Below are 16,225 nucleotides of genomic sequence, written 5' to 3'. Positions count from 1 at the left end.
GCCCGCTTGCCCGGAACGCGGCGGTGTGCCGGCTCAGCCGGTGGGCGAGCTGGTTCCGACGTCGCCCGCGTCCATGATCCGGTAGGCGTAGCCCTGCTCGGCGAGGAATCGCTGCCGCTTGGCCGCGAAGTCCTGGTCCAGAGTGTCCCGGGCCACGAGCGAGTAGAAGCGGGCGGCACGGCCGTCCTTCTTGGGCCGCAGCAGCCGGCCCAGGCGCTGGGCCTCTTCCTGCCGGGACCCGAAGGAGCCGGACACCTGGATGGCGACCGAGGCCTCGGGCAGGTCGATTGAGAAGTTGGCGACCTTGGACACCACCAGCGTCTGCACATCGCCGGCCCGGAAGGCGTCAAAAAGCCTTTGGCGTTCCTTGACCGGAGTGCTGCCCTTAATGACCGGGGCCTTCAGCCGCTCGCCGATCTCGTCCAGCTGGTCGATGTACTGCCCGATCACGAGCAGCTGCTCGCCGGCGTGTTCGGCCACGAGCCGCTCCACCACAAGGGTTTTGGACTCGGAGGTGGCGCAGAGCCGGTACTTGTCCGCGTCCTCGGCCATGGCATAGGCGACGCGCTCGTCGCGGGGCAGATCGATCCGGACCTCGACGCAATCCGCGGGCGCGATGTAGCCCTGGGCTTCGATGTCCTTCCACGGGGCGTCGTAGCGTTTCGGGCCGATCAGGCTGAACACCTCGCCCTCGCGGCCGTCCTCCCGGACGAGCGTGGCGGTGAGACCGAGCCGGCGCCGCGCCTGCAGATCCGCCGTCATCCGGAAGATCGGGGCGGGCAGCAGATGGACCTCGTCGTAAATGATGAGTCCCCAGTCATTGCCGTCCACAAGCTCCAGATGCGGGTACAGCCCGCCGCGCTTCGTGGTCAGGACCTGGTAGGTGGCGATCGTGACCGGGCGGACTTCCTTGACGGAACCGGAGTATTCGCCGATTTCCTCCTCGGTCAGGGACGTCCGCTTGAGCAGCTCGTCTTTCCACTGCCGGGCGGACACCGTGTTGGTCACCAGAATCAGCGTCGTTGTGGAACTCGTGGCCATCGCGGCGGCACCCACCAGCGTTTTGCCGGCCCCACAGGGGAGCACGACGACGCCGCTGCCGCCGGCCCAGAAATTCTCCATGGCCAGCCGCTGGTACGGCCGGAGCTTCCAGCCGGATTCGGTGAGCATGATCGGGTGGGGTGTGCCGTCAACGTAGCCGGCCAGGTCCTCGGCAGGCCAGCCGATCTTGAGCAGCAACTGCTTGAGCTGCCCGCGCTGGGAGGACTGCACCACCACGGTCTCACCGTCGATCCGCGGGCCCAGCAGGGGGGCGATCTTCTTGGCGCGGCTGACCTCCTCGAGCACAGGATAGTCCGTGGTGCGCATCACGAGTCCGTGCTGCGGGTCCTTCTCGAGCCGCAGCCGGCCGTAGCGGGACATGGTCTCTTCGACGTCGATCAGCAGGGAATGCGGCACCGGGAAGCGGGAGTACTTGAGCAGCGTGTCCAGCACCTTTTCGGCGTCGAGCCCGGCCGCCCTGGCGTTCCAGAGGCCCAGCGGAGTGAGCCTGTAGCTGTGCACGTGCTCGGGGGCGCGCTCAAGCTCCGCGAAGGGTGCGATCGCGTGTCGGGCTTCGGTGGCCAGCTCGTGGTCAACCTCGAGCAGGATGGTTTTGTCGCTCTGGACGATCAACGGTCCATCGTTCACTGGAGCAATTCCTCTGCGGCCTCTACGTCAATAATCCGGTGGATGGACAGAACACGCTCGGTTTCCTTGTCCGGATCGAACACCCGGACCCGCCCGCCGTTCACAGCTACCGGAACAACGGTTTCGCGGACCGCATTCCCGAGGCTGTCCACGACATTCATCACCACGCGCTGTTTCAGCCGGATCGCCTTCTGCAGGGTCTCCAGCCCCAGCTGGGTCGCTTCCTCGCTGCCGGGAGCCGCCGCGGGGCGGCCGTGGGCAGCGCCGCCGTCGGCAGGGCCTCCGGAGGTCCGGTCGCTGCGCAGGACCGCAAGCTGGGCGTCGACGTCGGCCTCCGGCGGGGCAGTGCGCGGGGCGCTGTAAACCGGGCGGGTGCCGCCCGGCAGCGCGGCGCCGCGGCGCAGCCGGACGAGGCCGGACTCGGATTCCTCCACGGCCGGCGACAGCCCCAGGCTGCGCAGGAGCTGCGCCGTTTCCCGGGGCGCCGCGTGCGAGATCAGTACGGTCGGTGCGAGCTTGATCAGCCCCAGGCCGGCGGCGGCGGAGGTGTTGAGCAGTTCCAGGACGGCGGTTTCGTCGTCGCTCTGGATGAAGCTGGCCGCGGCGCCAACCCGGAGCCTGGCGTGCCGGGCGGCGGTGTCTTCGATGAGGTAGCTGAGCGGCTGCGGGATGGCCGTGGCCGAGTGCAGGCGCAGGAACTCCAGCAGGGTCTGCGCGTCGTGGCCCGCGTCGAGGGCCCGCCGGACCGAAGAGACGGAGAAACGGTAGATGGTGGCCGGGCCCTGGCCTTCGGCGTCTGCCATGGTCAGGAGCTTCTCGCTCAGCTCCGGTGCAAGGTAACCCGGCGCCACCGCGGTGAGGTCCGCCTGGAGCAGCACATGGTTCAGCGCCGCCGGCAGGTGTTCGCCCAGGATGACCAGGGCGTCGTCGGGCCGCCCGGCGGCGATCGACGCCCCGATCTGGGAGAGGGCGCCGGAACCGATCAGCCCCAGCATCTCCGCCTCGGACAGGACACCGCGGACCAGCGAGCTGAAGCGCCGCGCCATCCGCGGCTGCGTCCAGTCGGCGCGCTCCAGCACCGCTGAGGCGTCCAGTACCGGGGCCCGGCCGTCCGCCGCCGAGGCTTCCAGGGTGAGCTCATGAAGGATTTCCAGGATCCGTTTCCGGACCACCGGGGCGTCCGGCCGCTGGGCCTCCGCGGAGAGCGCGTTGATGGTGGTGCCGGCGGTGCCGCGGTGCGTGGCGGGGCCAGAGGAGACGCCGTTGACGGGCTGGCCCACAAGCGAGGGCGCGCGCTCGCTGGCGAGCCAGGCGTTGACAAGCCAAAGCCACTGCTCCTGCCGCGGGAGCGTCAGCCACTCCAGCTGCGGGGGCTGGACCCAGCCGGAACTGTCCACGTCCAGCCGCAGCAGCCCGGACAGGGCGCAGAGCTCTGCCAGCACCCCGGCCTCGTGCAGTTCGATCCGCAGCGCGTCGCCCAGCCGTTTCATTTCCCGCACGCCGACGCCGCCGCTGCGCAGCGTGACGAGGGGCTGATCCCGGACGACGAACAGCAGTTCACCCACAAGCCGCAGCGTCTCCGCGATGGCACCCAGGGCCGCGTTGCGGCGCAGTGCGGCGCTGGTATAGCCCAGCCGGGGCACCGGGGGAGCCAGGGCGAAGTTCTCGATGATATAGCCGTCGCGCAATGAGATGCCGACGCTGTGCGGGAGTTCCACGTGGGCAGCGTCCAGCGGTACCAGCAGCCCGCGGGCCAGGAGCCAGTCCACCGGTCCGACGTCGGCGCCCTCGTTGAGCACGGAGGCTCGGCGTTGCGCCTGGGGTACGGCGCCCATGGCCCAGTTCCCGAACCGGGCGAGCAGCGCCGTCGTGCGGTTCGGGGAGGCTTCAAGGATCTGCTGGAGGGATGCCGGCGTGGCTGTCCAGTGCTGCAGTGACAGTGCCGCTTCCATCGGCGTGGTGGCGGGGGAGATCGCTGCGCCGCTGCGGTGTAGTTCCGCAACAAGGTGCACGATGCGGGCCGCGAACGCCGGCTGGAGCCGGACCAGCTCGGTGTAGCTGCGCCCCAGCCCGGCCGGGTAGATGCCGATGACGTCCTTCAGGCTGCCCACTGGCAGGTAGTACCGCTGCTTTGCGGCGGCGGGCGAGGTACCATGCGGAGGTTCAGCCCGGTGCACGAGGGCCAGGTCCTGAAGCGAATGTAGGAGCCGTTCGATGGCGGCGAGCGTGGACCCGTTGATCAGCTTCTTCAGCATCGCAGCGGAGGCGCTGTGTCCGGTGTCCGTGTTGGTGCACAGGTGCAGGGTTTCCAGCACCTGCATCTCGGGGCGGTTGAGCCGCTCAAGCGCGCGCTGCACGCTCACGCGGCCGCTCGCGCGTGCGGCAAGTGCGGCGAAGTCCGGGACACCGGGGGAGATGAGGTCCGGCCGCGCGGAGAACAAGGCCCGCAACGAGGTGTCGCTGCGTGCCTGGAGTTCCTTGCTGAGCGCGCGGATAAGGGACATCAGACCAACGTTACCTTTCGCCGGGTCCGTGCGTCCGGCGCCGGGCCGCGGCCCCGTCGATCACGAGGAAGAGCATCAGCAGGAAAGCCAGTGGCAGCCCGTAGAGGGCGGTGGAGGTGATCCAGGCAGGGGCCACAGCGTTACTGAACGCCATGGCCATGACAACCCCTACAGCAACCAGGGACAGCACGGCGACGGCCGCCGCCATGATCAGCAGGGGCCGCCGGACGCGCAGTGGTGTCATGGGAGTAACGCTAACAGCCCGGGCCAGCCCGTGCCCCAACGCCGCAAACTGGGTCGGGCAGGATAACCTTGGGGGGAACAGACCAACATGGTCCAGGCCGTCATACCCTGAACCCGCATATCCATGCGGATGCGGTGACTGCCGGCCGTGTCCCCAGCAGAACGAAGAAGGTTGATTACGTGCCTACCGGCAAGGTCAAGTGGTATGACAAGGAAAAGGGCTTCGGTTTCCTCGCGGGCGAGGACGGCCAGGAAGTTTTCCTGCCCAAGTCCGCACTGCCCGAGGGCGTCACAGAGCTGAAGGCCGGCACCCGCGTCGAGTTCGGTGTGGCCGACGGACGCAAGGGCGCCCAGGCGCTGGGCCTGCGGGTGCTCGACAAAACACCGTCCATCGCCAAGGCCAAACGGCCCAGCGCCAGCGATCTCGCGCCGCTGGTGCAGGATCTCGTCTCCGTCCTGGATAACCTGTCCGGGACTCTCTCCGCCGGCAAATACCCGGAAGGCAACAAGGGTAAGGCGATCGCCGTCGCCCTGCGTAAGGTTGCCGACGAGCTGGACGCATAGGGCTCCCGATGACTCCGGAACCTGAACAGAACGCGCCCGTGGCCCCCGGCACAGCGGGAGCCAAGACCGCCGCATCCAAGCCGCGCGCCGGGGTTCCCGTCTGGCGCACTGGCAAGCCCGACGCCGTCCTGGCCGCCGCCGTCGACGTCGCCCGCACCGCTGTTGAGGGCATCGCCCCGGCCGGGCAGATCGGCCGGCACCTGGGCGCCAAGAGCGAGGGTGACCGCCTGGTCACGCACCTCTTCGAATCCAAGCTGGCCGGCTACGGGGGCTGGCGGTGGTACGCAGTGCTCACCCGCAACTCGCGGTCCAAGGCCGTCACGGTCGATGAATTGGGCCTGCTGCCCTCCGAAGATTCCATCCTGGCGCCCGAGTGGGTCCCGTGGGCCGAACGCGTCCGCCCCGGGGACGAACAGGGGGACGAGACCGGGGCCGCCGGTGCAGAGGCCCCGGACCAGGGTGCTGCTGCGCCCGTCGCGGACGACGCCTCAGCAGGGGCTGACCCGGCAGAGGACGACTCCGCGGAGGACGGCAAAACCCCCGAAGACGACTCTGACGACGCGGACGGCAACGCCGACGGCGCCGACGACGACTACGACGCCGACGACGTGGACGACGATGACGCTGACGCCTCAAACGAAGATGCATCCGGCGAAGCAGCCTCCGACGAGCCCGACTAAGGGTTGGAACCGGCTGGGGAGATGGACTGCGGGGGCCGGGCATGACGTCCACCTTCAAGTCCCTGCACGTCCTGAACTACCGGATCTGGTTCATCGGGGCGGTCGTCTCCAACATCGGCACGTGGATGCAGCGCACGGCCCAGGACTGGCTGGTCTTTGACCACCTGACCGAGCACGACGCGGGCGCCATGGGCATCACGATGTCACTGCAGCTCGGACCGCAGCTTTTCCTGGCTCCGGTGGCAGGGCTCGTCGCCGACCGCTTCAACCGCAAACGGCTGCTGGTCGCAACGCAGTCCGTGATGGCGCTGCTCAGCGCGGGCCTGGGCATCCTGGTGGTCATCGGCGCCGCGCAGCTCTGGCACGTCTACGGCTTTGCCCTGCTGCTCGGCGTCGTGTCCGCCCTCGATGCCCCGGTGCGCCAGACCTTCGTCTCCGAGCTGGTCCGCGACGACTACCTGCCCAACGCGGTGGCCCTCAACAGCGCGTCCTTCAACGTGGCCAGGATGATCGGCCCCGCCGTGGCCGGCATCCTGACGGTGGCTGTCGGCCCCGGCTGGGTTTTTCTGATCAACACCCTCACCTTCGTGGCGCTGCTGCTGAGCCTGTGGAAGATTCCAGCGGCCTCGCTCCGCCAGCTTCCGAAGGCGGCCGCGGGCAAGGGCCGGATCCGGGAAGGGCTTCGCTATGTACGGTACCGGCCGGACATTGTGGTGGTTCTCGTGGCGATCTTTATCGTGGGAACCCTGGGGCTGAACTTCGTGCTGTTCATCGCGGCCATGGTCGGTACGGAATTCGGCCTCGACGCCGGCGCCTTCGGGCTGATGAACTCGATCATGGCCATCGGCTCCGTGACCGGCGCGCTGCTGGCGGCCGGCCGGCAGAAGCCCCGGCTGAGGCTCATTTTCGGGGCCGCCGGGGCCTTCGGTGTGACCGCGGGCATCGCGGCCCTGGCACCGGACTACTTCTGGTTCGGCGCCGCGCTGGTCCCCGTGGGCCTTTTCGCGATCACCATGATGACAAGCGCAAACAGCTACGTCCAGACGACCACGGACCCGGTGATGCGCGGCCGGGTGATGGCGCTCTACATGGCGATCTTCATGGGCGGCACACCGATCGGGGCGCCGCTGGTGGGCTGGGTCGCGAACGTCGCCGGCCCCCGCTGGTCCATGAGTGTCGCGGCCGCCTCGGGCCTGATCGCCGCGCTGATTGGGCTGCTATGGATCATCCGGGCCAAGCGCCTGCGGATCCGTTTCGACCGCAGGGCCCGAGGGCTACGATACTTCCATGTCGAATCCGGCCGCGGTGCCGGCGGTGCCGGCGGTGCTGACGGTGCCGGCGGCAACGTGGACGGCGCCGGCCAAGCAGCAAACCCGGACGACGCCGTCGATCGCTGACGCCGCCAATCGCTGAGGCAGCCAATCGCTGAGGCAGCCGGCGGTCAGCAGCCTGCATTTTACTTTCGGCGGCCGGCCACGCAGGCGGACTACTTCTTGAGCTCCCCCACGACGTGGTCGATGCATTCGAGCAGCGCCGACACATCGTCCGGCTCGATTGCCACGAACGTGGCAATACGCAGCTGGTTGCGGCCCAGCTTGCGGTACGGCTCGGTGTCCACGATGCCGTTGGAGCGGAGCACCCTGGCGATTGCCGCGGCGTCGATCGAGTCGTCGAAGTCGATCGTGGCGATGACGTTGGAGCGGTCCTCGGCCTTAGCCACGAACGGTGTGGCATAGCTGGAGGCCTCGGCCCAGCGGTAGATCCGCCCGGCCGAATCCGCGGTCCGGGCCGAGGCGAAGTCGAGCCCTCCGCTGGCATTGAGCCACTGCACCTGGGCGTCCAGAGTGACCAGGGTGGCCAGCGCCGGAGTGTTGTACGTCTGGTTCAGCCGTGAGTTATCGATCGCCGTCTGAAGATCCAGGAAGTCCGGGATCCAGCGGCCGCTGGTCTTGACCCGGGCCGCACGCTCCAGCGCCGCCGGGGAAAACAGGCCAAGCCACAGGCCGCCGTCGGACGCGAAGTTCTTCTGCGGAGCGAAGTAGTAAACATCAGCCTCGGCTACATCCACAGCCAGGCCGCCGGCCGCGGACGTGGCATCGACCAGCACGAGGGAACCCTCATCGGAACCGGCCACGCGCTGGACCGGGGCGGCAACGCCGGTGGAGGTCTCGTTCTGCGGCCACGCGTACACGTCAACCCCGGCCTCCGCCGTGGCCTCCGGACGAGTACCGGGCTCGGACTTGATAATGGAGGATTCAGCGAGGAACGGAGCCTTGTTCGTGGCAGCAGCGAACTTTGAGCCGAACTCGCCGAAAGACAGGTGCTGTGCCTTATTCTCCACAAGGCCGAAGCTGGCAATGTCCCAGAACGCCGTGGAACCGCCGACGCCGAGGACCACCTCATAGCCTTCGGGGGCACGGAAGAACCGGCTGAGACCGTGACGGACCGAGCCTACGAGGTTCTTGACCGGTGCCTGGCGGTGGGATGTACCCAGCAGCATCGCCGATGAGGCGAGGGCTTCCATCTGTTCCGGTCGGACCTTTGACGGTCCGGCGCCGAACCGGCCGTCCTGGGGAAGGAGGTTTGCGGGGATGGTGATGCTGGTGTCGCTCACAGTGGCTCCAATTTTCGACTGCTACAAAGTGTGGCTCCGGAGGTGGCCCGGCGTGCTGGGTGCGAGGGAGCCTACTTTTCATTCTGCCTGACTGCGCCGGGCTGGCGGGAAAGGAGTCCGTCATAGTCCGGTCATCGAACCGTTCCGGGAGTGTCACCGGCCGCCGGGAGATTATCCGGACAAACTCAAAATAGGCTAGGCTGACCTGCGAGCGTGCGGCCGAGCTCGCCAGGGCTCATCCCGCACGCGGTACGGCGGGAAATGACGCAAGGACGGCGCTCGAGGAGCTGAGCTGAATGACGGATCTGATCGATACCACGGAGATGTATCTTCGGACCATTCTGGAGCTTGAAGAGGAAAACATCATCGCCCTCCGCGCCCGCATCGCGGAGCGACTCCGCCACTCCGGCCCCACAGTTTCCCAGACCATCGGACGGATGGAACGCGATGGGCTGGTAGTTGTCTCCGGCGACCGGCACCTCGAGCTGACCGAAACCGGACGGAAACGCGCCATTGGCGTTATGCGCAAGCACCGTCTCGCCGAGCGCCTGCTGGCGGACGTGATAGGCCTCGACTGGGCCTACGTCCACGAGGAAGCCTGCCGCTGGGAACATGTGATGAGCGAGCGAGTGGAGCGGCGGATCTTTGAACTGCTCAACCACCCGACCGTTTCCCCTTACGGCAACCCGATTCCTGGCCTCGCTGAACTCGGGGGTCCGCCGTCCCTGCCGCACGCGGACGGCGTCGTGAACCTGCTCGAGGCTATGGCCGGATACGGGGCCGGTTCCCGGATTACGGTCAACCGGCTTGCCGAGCCCATCCAGGTGGAGCCGGAACTGCTGGTCCAGCTCGACGAGGGAGGGATCCGTCCCGGTGCCCGGGTTTCGCTGGAACGCGTCGGGGAATACATCTCGGTCCGGGTGCCGGAGATCGAAGGCGCCCTTGAGTTGCCGCCCGAGGTCGCTGCCCACGTTTTTGTTACCGTCGGCTGACACCTCGTGGGTCACAACGCGTGGGATGACTCACGAGTTATGCACAACCGCCGATAACGGATTTATCACTGGGCGGCTTAATCGCCTATAGTTGATGACCAGTACCGATACCAAAGCGTTATCTGATTCGAAGCCGAGCTCTGCCAGCGGATCAGTAACAGAGTCACCTTCTGGCAGGGGCGGGGGAACCACTTCCGGCTGTTTCAACACAGCCTTGGGGTGAAGTCCGCCAGCGGCAAGCACACTCCAGTGAGGGACTTTATTGGACCTCTTTGTGTCTGGATGCTTGCTTACGGCGGACCGGGTCTTAGATCTCTGACCCGAATCCGACAGCTAACTCCGCAGGCTCTCCAGAGAGGAACAACTTTTTGACCACCCAGACCGTCAGGGGCCGCCGTCGTGCGGCCGGTCCCGCTCCGGAGCCACGTCCGGCCGTCGCCGCATTGGCCGACCGTCCGCGCGACGCGCACCGCGATGAACGCCGGGGCCGGCGCAGCCCGTTCCGGCAGGTCACCGACTTCGCCTCCGCCAGCGGCGTCGGGCAGAAGGCCGGTATTGCCTTGGCCGCCACAGGTCTGGTCCTGACGGTTACGGTCCCCGCGACCGGTCCGGTCGCGGTCACCAACGCCGGCCCGCCCGTCAGTTCAGCCTCTGCCGAGGCCTCCGCCGCGGCACAGCCGGATGTCACTGCCCCTGCCGCCGCCAAGATCGACTTTAACCGCAGTGCCGTCACCACGCAGGGCGATCCGGACGGGAAGCTCAAGCAGTTACTGAGCGCCCAGGCCGCAGGCGCCATCACGCGTGCTGCGTCGTCGGGAAGCCTTGGTGCACCGCTGGTGCGGATGGATTCCGTGTCGCCCTTCGGGCTGCGTGTCAGCCCCATTACCGGCGGTTCCGGCGAGTTCCACCGCGGTCAGGACTTCGCGGCCCAGTGCGGAACAGCAGTCAACGCCGCCGCAAGTGGCACCGTGACGTTTGCCGGATGGCACCCTTACGGTGGCGGCAACCGCGTGGTGATCGACCACGGCAACGGACTGGAGACCACCTACAACCACCTCAGCTCCTCGAGCGTCCGCGTCGGGCAGCAGGTCTCCCGCGGCGATTCCGTGGCGATGGCCGGGACCACCGGGGCCTCCACCGGCTGCCACCTCCACTTCGAGGTCATGGTTAACGGAGAAGTTGTCGACCCCACCGGCTGGCTCTAAGCCAAGCCGATGGGTCACTCTCGCATTCCTGTGACGCGCCGTGATCTGAATGTGACATTGAAACCCAATTGCTGTACCGTATGAGGTACGCCAACTTTTCCGAAGTTGGCGCTCTTGAGTGGATTGCCTAGCTCTGCCACCGCTCAAGGTCCGTTCGCATGACATCGTCTGGCAGGGGCGGGGGAACCAATTTTGGTCTTCGAAAGAAGACCTTGGGGTTAAGTCGCAAAGCTTCCCAGGAAGCAGCGCGGCCGGGTGACTCCCATCCGAATCCGACAGCTCACCTCGCAGGCATTGGGAGAGGCTTCTTTTCGTGTCTTCACGCCACAAAGCTGCGCTTCACAGCGCTGGTGCGGCTCTTATGAGCCCGCCGGAATCCAACTATCGTGCTGCCCTTGCCGGCGCCCGGAACGGATTCCGCACCGCCGGCTCAACCTCCGCTGAGTCCGGGCCGCAATCTACGCCCCTGCACTCAGTGGCCGTTTTTGGCGCGTCTTCGCAGTACACCCTTCGCTAAGTAACCCATTCGGGGCGATCCGGCGTACCCCCAAGATGCCGGAGCGTCCTCAGATTGCGCCTGAAAAGCGCATTCCAAGGATCACGAAAGAGAGAAATTAATGACTACTCGTGCAATCGCACGGCACCGCGGCGAGGTCACCAAGACCAACTCGCTGGCTGTCATTGCCAAGGCTGTCGGCGACAACGCCGGCGGTATGGGCCGCCAGGCTGCAGTTATCGCTGCCGCTTCCGGTTTGGTTCTGACCAGCGGTATCGCAGCCAACGCTGCTGAGGCCAACGTTCAGCGCGAATCCACCTCCGCTTCCACGCTCGAAGTCCAGTCGGCAGCTCCGGCAGCTATCTCGGCTGCTTCGTCGATCGCGATCTCCTACGAGAAGCCGGCTGTCACTACTACCCCCGCGCCTGTCATCGAGGCCCCGAAGCCCGTCGTCAAGGTCCAGGAAGCTGCGACCGCCACCAGGGCCGCCAGCACCAACACCGCCGCGGCCAAGACCGCCGGTACCACGGTCGGTGCCACCGCCGCTGTTGCGGCACCGGTTGCTGCCAAGCCGGCTGCGGCCGCCGTTGCCAGCGGCATGGGTTCCACCATCGCGTCCGCTGCCTACGCACAGCTTGGCGTTGCGCAGGACTGCACCAAGCTGGTCACGAACTCACTTGCTGCCGCCGGCATCAACTACCACGGCTGGCCGGCAGGGTACTTGTCCCTCGGCCGCACGGTGAGCGCCGCCGAGGCACAGCCGGGCGATCTCGCCTACTACCAGAACGGCGGCGCGGGTGTGGCGCACATCGCTGTCTACGTCGGCGGCGGCAAGGCTGTCCACGGCGGCTGGAATGGTGGAACCACCTCTCTGCAAAGCGTCAACGTCGGCTCGGGCCCGGTCTTCATCCGCGTCGGCGGCTAAGACAACTGCTCGCAGCGACACCGAAGGACCCCTGCCCTCCCGGCAGGGGTCCTTTGCGTGTACGCCCAGCATGAATTTCAGCCGACACGGGTATGTACCGGCTATGGAAATTCGGTGATCCGGCACTCGCGTGTTTACTCTTGTGGTGTCGATCCATAGCCCGACCATGCACAGGGCAGCCGGCCCTTGTGCCCCTGGCGGGTGCGGCCGTTAAGAGGTATGCGGATGCGCACTCTCGTTCTGAATGCTGGATATGAACCGCTGGCGGTAGTCACCTTCCGCCGGGCGCTGGTTCTTGTGCTGACTGGAAAGGCCAGTGTCGTGGCCGAAGGCGACGATCCCGTCGTCGGGCCAACCGACATCCTAGGCCGGCCGTCGGTGATTCTGCTGAATCGCTACATCAGGCCCCGGTACAACACCAGGACGGCGGTCAGCCGCCGCGGCGTGCTCCGCCGGGATTTTCAGCGCTGCGCCTATTGCGGCAAAGCAGCCCACACCATTGACCATGTCCACCCCAAGTCCAGGGGTGGGGCGGACTCGTGGGAAAACCTCGTCGCCGCCTGCCTGCGGTGCAACAACGCCAAGGGTAACCAGACACCCGCCGAGATGGGCTGGAAACTCAGCTTCGTCCCGGGGCCGCCGAAGGGCGCGATCTGGCAGATCAAGGAACTGGAAAAGCCGACGCCGGCCTGGGACCCGTTCCTGTTGCCGGAATCTGCTTCCTGACCGGGTCCGCCGCGCACGGCACACCCTGACCCGCGCATCCCGCGCTAGGCTTGACCGGTGGAATTTGATGCTGTAATTCTCTCCGGCGGGCGGTCCTCCCGCCTGGGCGGCGTGGCCAAGGCCGGCCTGGTGTATGACGGCGCTACCCTCCTGGAGCGTGCCCTACAGGCCGCGCGCGGCGCCGTAACGGTCGTCGTTGTCGGTCCGGACCCTGGAACGCTTCCCCGCGGCGTGCTGAACTGCCGCGAGGATCCGCCGTTCGCTGGTCCTGCTGCCGCCATTGCGGCCGGGCTCTCCGCGCTCCAACGCCACCGTGCGGGGGCCGAGGGCGTTGCCCCGCCGCTGACCCTCGTCCTGGCCTGCGACATGCCGCGGGTGGATGCCGCCCTGCGAGTGCTCCTCGAGGCCGCCGGAACCAGCAGCCGCTCCGGCCGGCCCTTGCCGGAGGCTGGGCCACATGGGGACGGCTATATGGCGGTTGCTGACGGGCGGAGACAACCCCTCGTCGGCCTATATGGCACAACTGCACTACAAAGAAGCGTCGATGAAGCTGGACGCCGTGGCACGCTCACGAACGCTTCGGTATCGGGCCTTCTTGCTAGTCTTGAGGTGCGGGAAGTGACTGTCCCCTCCGGGGCCACGGACGACGTGGACACGTGGGACGATGCCTCCGCACTTGGGGTATCCGGACTGATCCACGGCCGCCAGCCGGGCAACCGGTCCGGAACTCCGCAGCTGACCCCGACCTTGGAGGCAAACGGTGAAGACCCAGGATGAAACGCTCGAAGACTGGTGCCGTGCCCTGCAACAGGCCCTGGAACTGGAGGACGTCGAGGTCGACATCGACGAGGTCCTGGCCCTCGCGGGCGTTGCAGCACACTCGATCGTGCGCCCCGCAGCCCCGCTGACCACCTTCATTGCCGGATTTGCCGCCGGGCTGGCCGCCGGCTCGGGCCAGGCCAGCGATGCGGCTTCCATGCAGGCCGCCATGGCCGTGGCCCGGAAGCTTGCCAAGGACTACGAGGCCAGGGAAGCCTCCGGGGCATGACGCCCGTACCCCCGCACGGCAGCGCGGCGCCCGCCGGGGACGACCACACCCCGGACCACACCGTCGGACCGGAGACGCCCGGTCCGGAGACGACCGGTCCGGAGACGCCGCGCCGGCACCTCGTCCACACCTGGCAGGAAGCCCGGCAGCTCGCCTTCGACTGCGCGGCGCCCATTCCTGCCGCTCCCGTGCCGCTTCGTTACGCCCTGGGCCGCACCCTGGCTGCGGACGTGGCAGCGCTCCACGACATGCCGCACTATGCCTCCTCGGCGATGGACGGCTGGGCCGTCAACGGCAGCGGGCCCTGGATCCTGGCGGAACCCGGCCACCGGCTGGCACCGCACCAGGCAAGTCCCATCGTCACCGGCGGGCTCATCCCGGCCGGCGCGAAGGCCGTGCTGCGCAGCGAAAGCGGCAGTATCGGCACGGACGAGGACGGACTCCCGGTGCTGGAGGCCGGCGGCGCCGCCAAGCCCGGTGAACCGCGAAACGGCGAACACATCCGCAGGGCCGCCGAGGAAGCGTCCGCCGGAGACCTTCTCATCGCGGGCGGCACCATCCTTAACCCCGCCCACCTGGCCCTCGCCGCACTTGCCGGCCACGACACCTTGCCAGTGCTCGGCAAAGCCGTGGTCCGGCTTGTTCTCACCGGCTCCGAGGTCATGGCATCGGGCCTTCCCGGGCCGGGGGAGGTGCGCGACACCTTCGGCCCGCAACTGGCCGGCGTCGTGGAGATGCTCGGCGGGATCTGCACCGACGAGTCGAAGATCGGGGACAGCTACGCCGAATGGCTCAGCGCCCTTGAGGACATCGAACCGGCCGGTACCGGCGGGGCCACTGCCCCTGGAGCGGCCACTGCCCCTGGAGCTGCCACTGCCCCTGGGTCCGACGCTGCCCTCGGAGCGGCCGCTGCGCCTGCGGCGGAGACCCTGCCCGCCGACGTCGTTATCACCACGGGCGGGACGGGCCGCTCCGGAACCGACCACCTCAGGCGCTCGGTTGCCGAGCTCGGCGGGCGGCTGCTGATCGACGGCATCGCGATGCGCCCCGGCCACCCGGCCGTGCTGGCCGAGCTGCCGGACGGCCGTTTTATTCTCGGCCTGCCGGGGAATCCGCTCGCGGCCATGATGGCGCTAGCCACTCTCGGCGCCCCGCTCCTGGCGGCGCTGGGGCACCGCACGCTACCGCCCGTCGGCCAGGTGCCGTGCGGTTCGATGATCGAACCGGATCCAGGCCGTACCCGGCTGATGCCGTTCCGCTTGCTCTACGGCATGGCGTCGCCGGCTCGGCACACGGCTCCGGGGATGATGCGGGGCCTGGCCGCCGCCGACGGCGTGCTGGTGGTTCCGCCCCACGGCGTACAACTGGGGGAGCCGGTCCCTGCCTTCGCGCTGCCGTGGGGTGGCCCCATCCCGGAGCCGGCAGCCGCCGGAGTGAAAGCGAAGTCCGCCCCGAAACGGACTATCCGGAAGTCCGCCCGTACCGATGGGCCGGTGGACTGGAGTGCCCTGCTTGGGTAGCCGGCCGCGCCCGAACACCCCGTGCTGGCCACCCGGCCGCGCACTTGCAATGATGGATCTATGTTGGTGAGGATTACCTGATGGGCCGCGTCACGCAGCGCCGCAAGGTGCACAAATTTGTTCTGGACGGATCCCGCGGGGCCCTCGAGTTCCCGGTCCGCCACCGCGAGGACGTCCTCGCCGTCGAAGAGCCGCTGGAAATCCGGATCGGCAGCCTGTCTTTCTCCGTCACGATGCGCACCCCGGGCAACGACTTTGACCTGGTAGCCGGTTTCCTGGTCTCCGAGGGTGTCATCTGGAGCCCCGAGCAGCTCGTCTCCCTGCGGTTTTGCGCGGGCGAAGACGAAAGCGGTGTCCAGACGTTCAATGTCGTGGAAGCCCAGTTGCGGCCCGACGTCGTGCGGCCCGACACGGGACGGAACATCTTCACGTCCAGTTCCTGCGGGATCTGCGGCACGGATTCGATCGACGCCGTGCATAAGTCCTCGCATTTCAGCCCGGCCGAGGACCCGCTCACGGTGCCGGTGAAGACGCTCGCCTCGCTGCCGGGGCTGCTGCGGGAGGCCCAGGCCGTTTTCGACGTCACCGGCGGCGTTCATGCTGCCGGGCTGTTCCGGATCGCCGACGACGGCTCCGCTGAACTACTCTGCCTGCGCGAAGACGTCGGCCGTCACAATGCGGTGGACAAAGTGGTGGGCTGGGCCCTGCGCGAAGGCATGCTGCCCCTGAGCGGAACCGTGCTGCAGGTATCCGGACGGGCCTCGTTCGAACTTGTCCAGAAGGCCGCGCTGGCCGGCATCCCGGTACTGACGGCTGTCAGCGCGCCGTCGAGCCTGGCGGTCGAATTGGCGGAGGCCAGCGGAATGACCCTGGCGGGGTTCAGCCGCGGCACCTCGCTGAACGTCTACGCCGGGCAGGGCCGTGTGTCCGTCCCCGTGCCCGTGGCGGGCTGACGGTCACACTCGGCTCGGCGCTTGGTCGCCGGCTCCCGGCGGAGTAAGTTTTATCCATCAATTGGA

Annotated in this window: 15 protein-coding genes and 2 riboswitches; of the genes, 11 read left to right on the top strand and 4 right to left on the bottom strand. The window is 67.7% G+C overall.

The features are described from left to right. Positions 1 to 33: 33 nt before the first annotated feature. From AC50X6_RS12060 to AC50X6_RS12050, 3 genes are read right to left on the bottom strand one after another with little or no spacing between them, the layout of a single operon-like run. A complete protein-coding gene (locus AC50X6_RS12060; protein WP_494966441.1) occupies positions 34 to 1,689 on the bottom strand; it encodes a DNA repair helicase XPB in 1,656 nt (551 codons plus the stop codon). Next, positions 1,686 to 4,193, bottom strand: coding sequence for a helicase-associated domain-containing protein (locus AC50X6_RS12055; protein ID WP_494966440.1), 2,508 nt, complete (start codon positions 4,191 to 4,193; stop codon positions 1,686 to 1,688). The genes AC50X6_RS12060 and AC50X6_RS12055 overlap by 4 nt, the downstream gene beginning before the upstream one ends. Positions 4,194 to 4,203: 10 nt before the next feature. Then, positions 4,204 to 4,437 (bottom strand): hypothetical protein, encoded by a 234-nt coding sequence (locus AC50X6_RS12050; RefSeq protein WP_494966439.1) that lies wholly within the window; start codon positions 4,435 to 4,437, stop codon positions 4,204 to 4,206. 179 nt (positions 4,438 to 4,616) lie between these two features. On the opposite strand from AC50X6_RS12050, the gene AC50X6_RS12045 reads away from it, so the two are divergent. Genes AC50X6_RS12045 through AC50X6_RS12035 form a run of 3 tightly spaced genes read left to right on the top strand, consistent with a single transcriptional unit; the run spans position 4,617 to position 7,077 of the window. Then, entirely contained in the window at positions 4,617 to 5,000 is a 384-nt protein-coding gene (locus tag AC50X6_RS12045; RefSeq protein ID WP_494966438.1) for a cold-shock protein, read from the top strand. 8 nt (positions 5,001 to 5,008) lie between these two features. After that, on the top strand, positions 5,009 to 5,680 hold the full coding sequence (locus AC50X6_RS12040; protein ID WP_494966437.1) for a DUF3027 domain-containing protein: 672 nt from the start codon (positions 5,009 to 5,011) through the stop codon (positions 5,678 to 5,680). Positions 5,681 to 5,721: 41 nt separating this feature from the next. Further along, complete coding sequence (locus tag AC50X6_RS12035; RefSeq protein ID WP_494966436.1) at positions 5,722 to 7,077, top strand: MFS transporter; 1,356 nt, start codon at positions 5,722 to 5,724, stop codon at positions 7,075 to 7,077. Between the two features lie 89 nt (positions 7,078 to 7,166). On the opposite strand, the gene serC is transcribed toward AC50X6_RS12035, so the two are convergent. Then, entirely contained in the window at positions 7,167 to 8,294 is a 1,128-nt protein-coding gene (serC, locus tag AC50X6_RS12030) for a phosphoserine transaminase (RefSeq protein WP_494966435.1), read from the bottom strand. Positions 8,295 to 8,590: 296 nt separating this feature from the next. Between serC and AC50X6_RS12025 the strand changes: the two genes are divergently transcribed. The 8 genes from AC50X6_RS12025 to fdhD all read left to right on the top strand — a co-directional run bounded on the left by AC50X6_RS12025 (position 8,591) and on the right by fdhD (position 16,159). After that, a complete protein-coding gene (locus AC50X6_RS12025; RefSeq protein ID WP_494966434.1) occupies positions 8,591 to 9,286 on the top strand; it encodes an iron-dependent transcriptional repressor DtxR in 696 nt (231 codons plus the stop codon). A gap of 151 nt (positions 9,287 to 9,437) precedes the next feature. Next, positions 9,438 to 9,649, top strand: a riboswitch (cyclic di-AMP (ydaO/yuaA leader). Positions 9,650 to 9,654: 5 nt separating this feature from the next. After that, positions 9,655 to 10,491, top strand: coding sequence for a M23 family metallopeptidase (locus AC50X6_RS12020; RefSeq protein ID WP_494966433.1), 837 nt, complete (start codon positions 9,655 to 9,657; stop codon positions 10,489 to 10,491). 149 nt (positions 10,492 to 10,640) lie between these two features. Then, positions 10,641 to 10,799: riboswitch (cyclic di-AMP (ydaO/yuaA leader) on the top strand. 309 nt (positions 10,800 to 11,108) lie between these two features. Then, complete coding sequence (locus tag AC50X6_RS12015; protein ID WP_494966432.1) at positions 11,109 to 11,912, top strand: NlpC/P60 family protein; 804 nt, start codon at positions 11,109 to 11,111, stop codon at positions 11,910 to 11,912. Positions 11,913 to 12,137: 225 nt separating this feature from the next. Then, positions 12,138 to 12,638 (top strand): HNH endonuclease, encoded by a 501-nt coding sequence (locus AC50X6_RS12010; RefSeq protein WP_494966431.1) that lies wholly within the window; start codon positions 12,138 to 12,140, stop codon positions 12,636 to 12,638. A 57-nt stretch (positions 12,639 to 12,695) separates the two neighbouring features. Further along, on the top strand, positions 12,696 to 13,415 hold the full coding sequence (gene mobA, locus AC50X6_RS12005; RefSeq protein WP_494966430.1) for a molybdenum cofactor guanylyltransferase: 720 nt from the start codon (positions 12,696 to 12,698) through the stop codon (positions 13,413 to 13,415). Further along, positions 13,399 to 13,686 carry a DUF6457 domain-containing protein gene (locus AC50X6_RS12000; RefSeq protein ID WP_494966429.1) on the top strand — a complete coding sequence of 96 codons (288 nt, stop codon included), beginning with the start codon at positions 13,399 to 13,401 and terminating at the stop codon, positions 13,684 to 13,686. The genes mobA and AC50X6_RS12000 overlap by 17 nt, the downstream gene beginning before the upstream one ends. Further along, on the top strand, positions 13,683 to 15,206 hold the full coding sequence (locus AC50X6_RS11995; RefSeq protein WP_494966428.1) for a molybdopterin-binding protein: 1,524 nt from the start codon (positions 13,683 to 13,685) through the stop codon (positions 15,204 to 15,206). Before AC50X6_RS12000 ends, AC50X6_RS11995 begins: the two co-directional genes overlap by 4 nt. Positions 15,207 to 15,286: 80 nt before the next feature. After that, the gene (gene fdhD / locus AC50X6_RS11990; RefSeq protein WP_494966427.1) at positions 15,287 to 16,159 is read left to right on the top strand and encodes a formate dehydrogenase accessory sulfurtransferase FdhD; all 873 of its coding nucleotides are present in this window, start codon (positions 15,287 to 15,289) and stop codon (positions 16,157 to 16,159) included. Positions 16,160 to 16,225: the final 66 nt, after the last annotated feature.

It is taken from the genome of Pseudarthrobacter sp. HLT1-7, assembly GCF_059383435.1.
This window is presented reverse-complemented; position numbering and strand designations above follow the sequence as displayed.

Coding starts and splice junctions, on each gene's coding strand:
- AC50X6_RS12035 (WP_494966436.1), top strand. CDS start 5,722: ATGACGTCCACCTTCAAGTCCCTGCACGTCCTGAACTACCGGATCTGG.
- AC50X6_RS12010 (WP_494966431.1), top strand. CDS start 12,138: ATGCGCACTCTCGTTCTGAATGCTGGATATGAACCGCTGGCGGTAGTC.
- AC50X6_RS12015 (WP_494966432.1), top strand. CDS start 11,109: ATGACTACTCGTGCAATCGCACGGCACCGCGGCGAGGTCACCAAGACC.
- fdhD (WP_494966427.1), top strand. CDS start 15,287: ATGGGCCGCGTCACGCAGCGCCGCAAGGTGCACAAATTTGTTCTGGAC.
- AC50X6_RS12050 (WP_494966439.1), bottom strand. CDS start 4,437: ATGACACCACTGCGCGTCCGGCGGCCCCTGCTGATCATGGCGGCGGCC.
- AC50X6_RS11995 (WP_494966428.1), top strand. CDS start 13,683: ATGACGCCCGTACCCCCGCACGGCAGCGCGGCGCCCGCCGGGGACGAC.
- AC50X6_RS12025 (WP_494966434.1), top strand. CDS start 8,591: ATGACGGATCTGATCGATACCACGGAGATGTATCTTCGGACCATTCTG.
- AC50X6_RS12055 (WP_494966440.1), bottom strand. CDS start 4,193: ATGTCCCTTATCCGCGCGCTCAGCAAGGAACTCCAGGCACGCAGCGAC.
- AC50X6_RS12040 (WP_494966437.1), top strand. CDS start 5,009: ATGACTCCGGAACCTGAACAGAACGCGCCCGTGGCCCCCGGCACAGCG.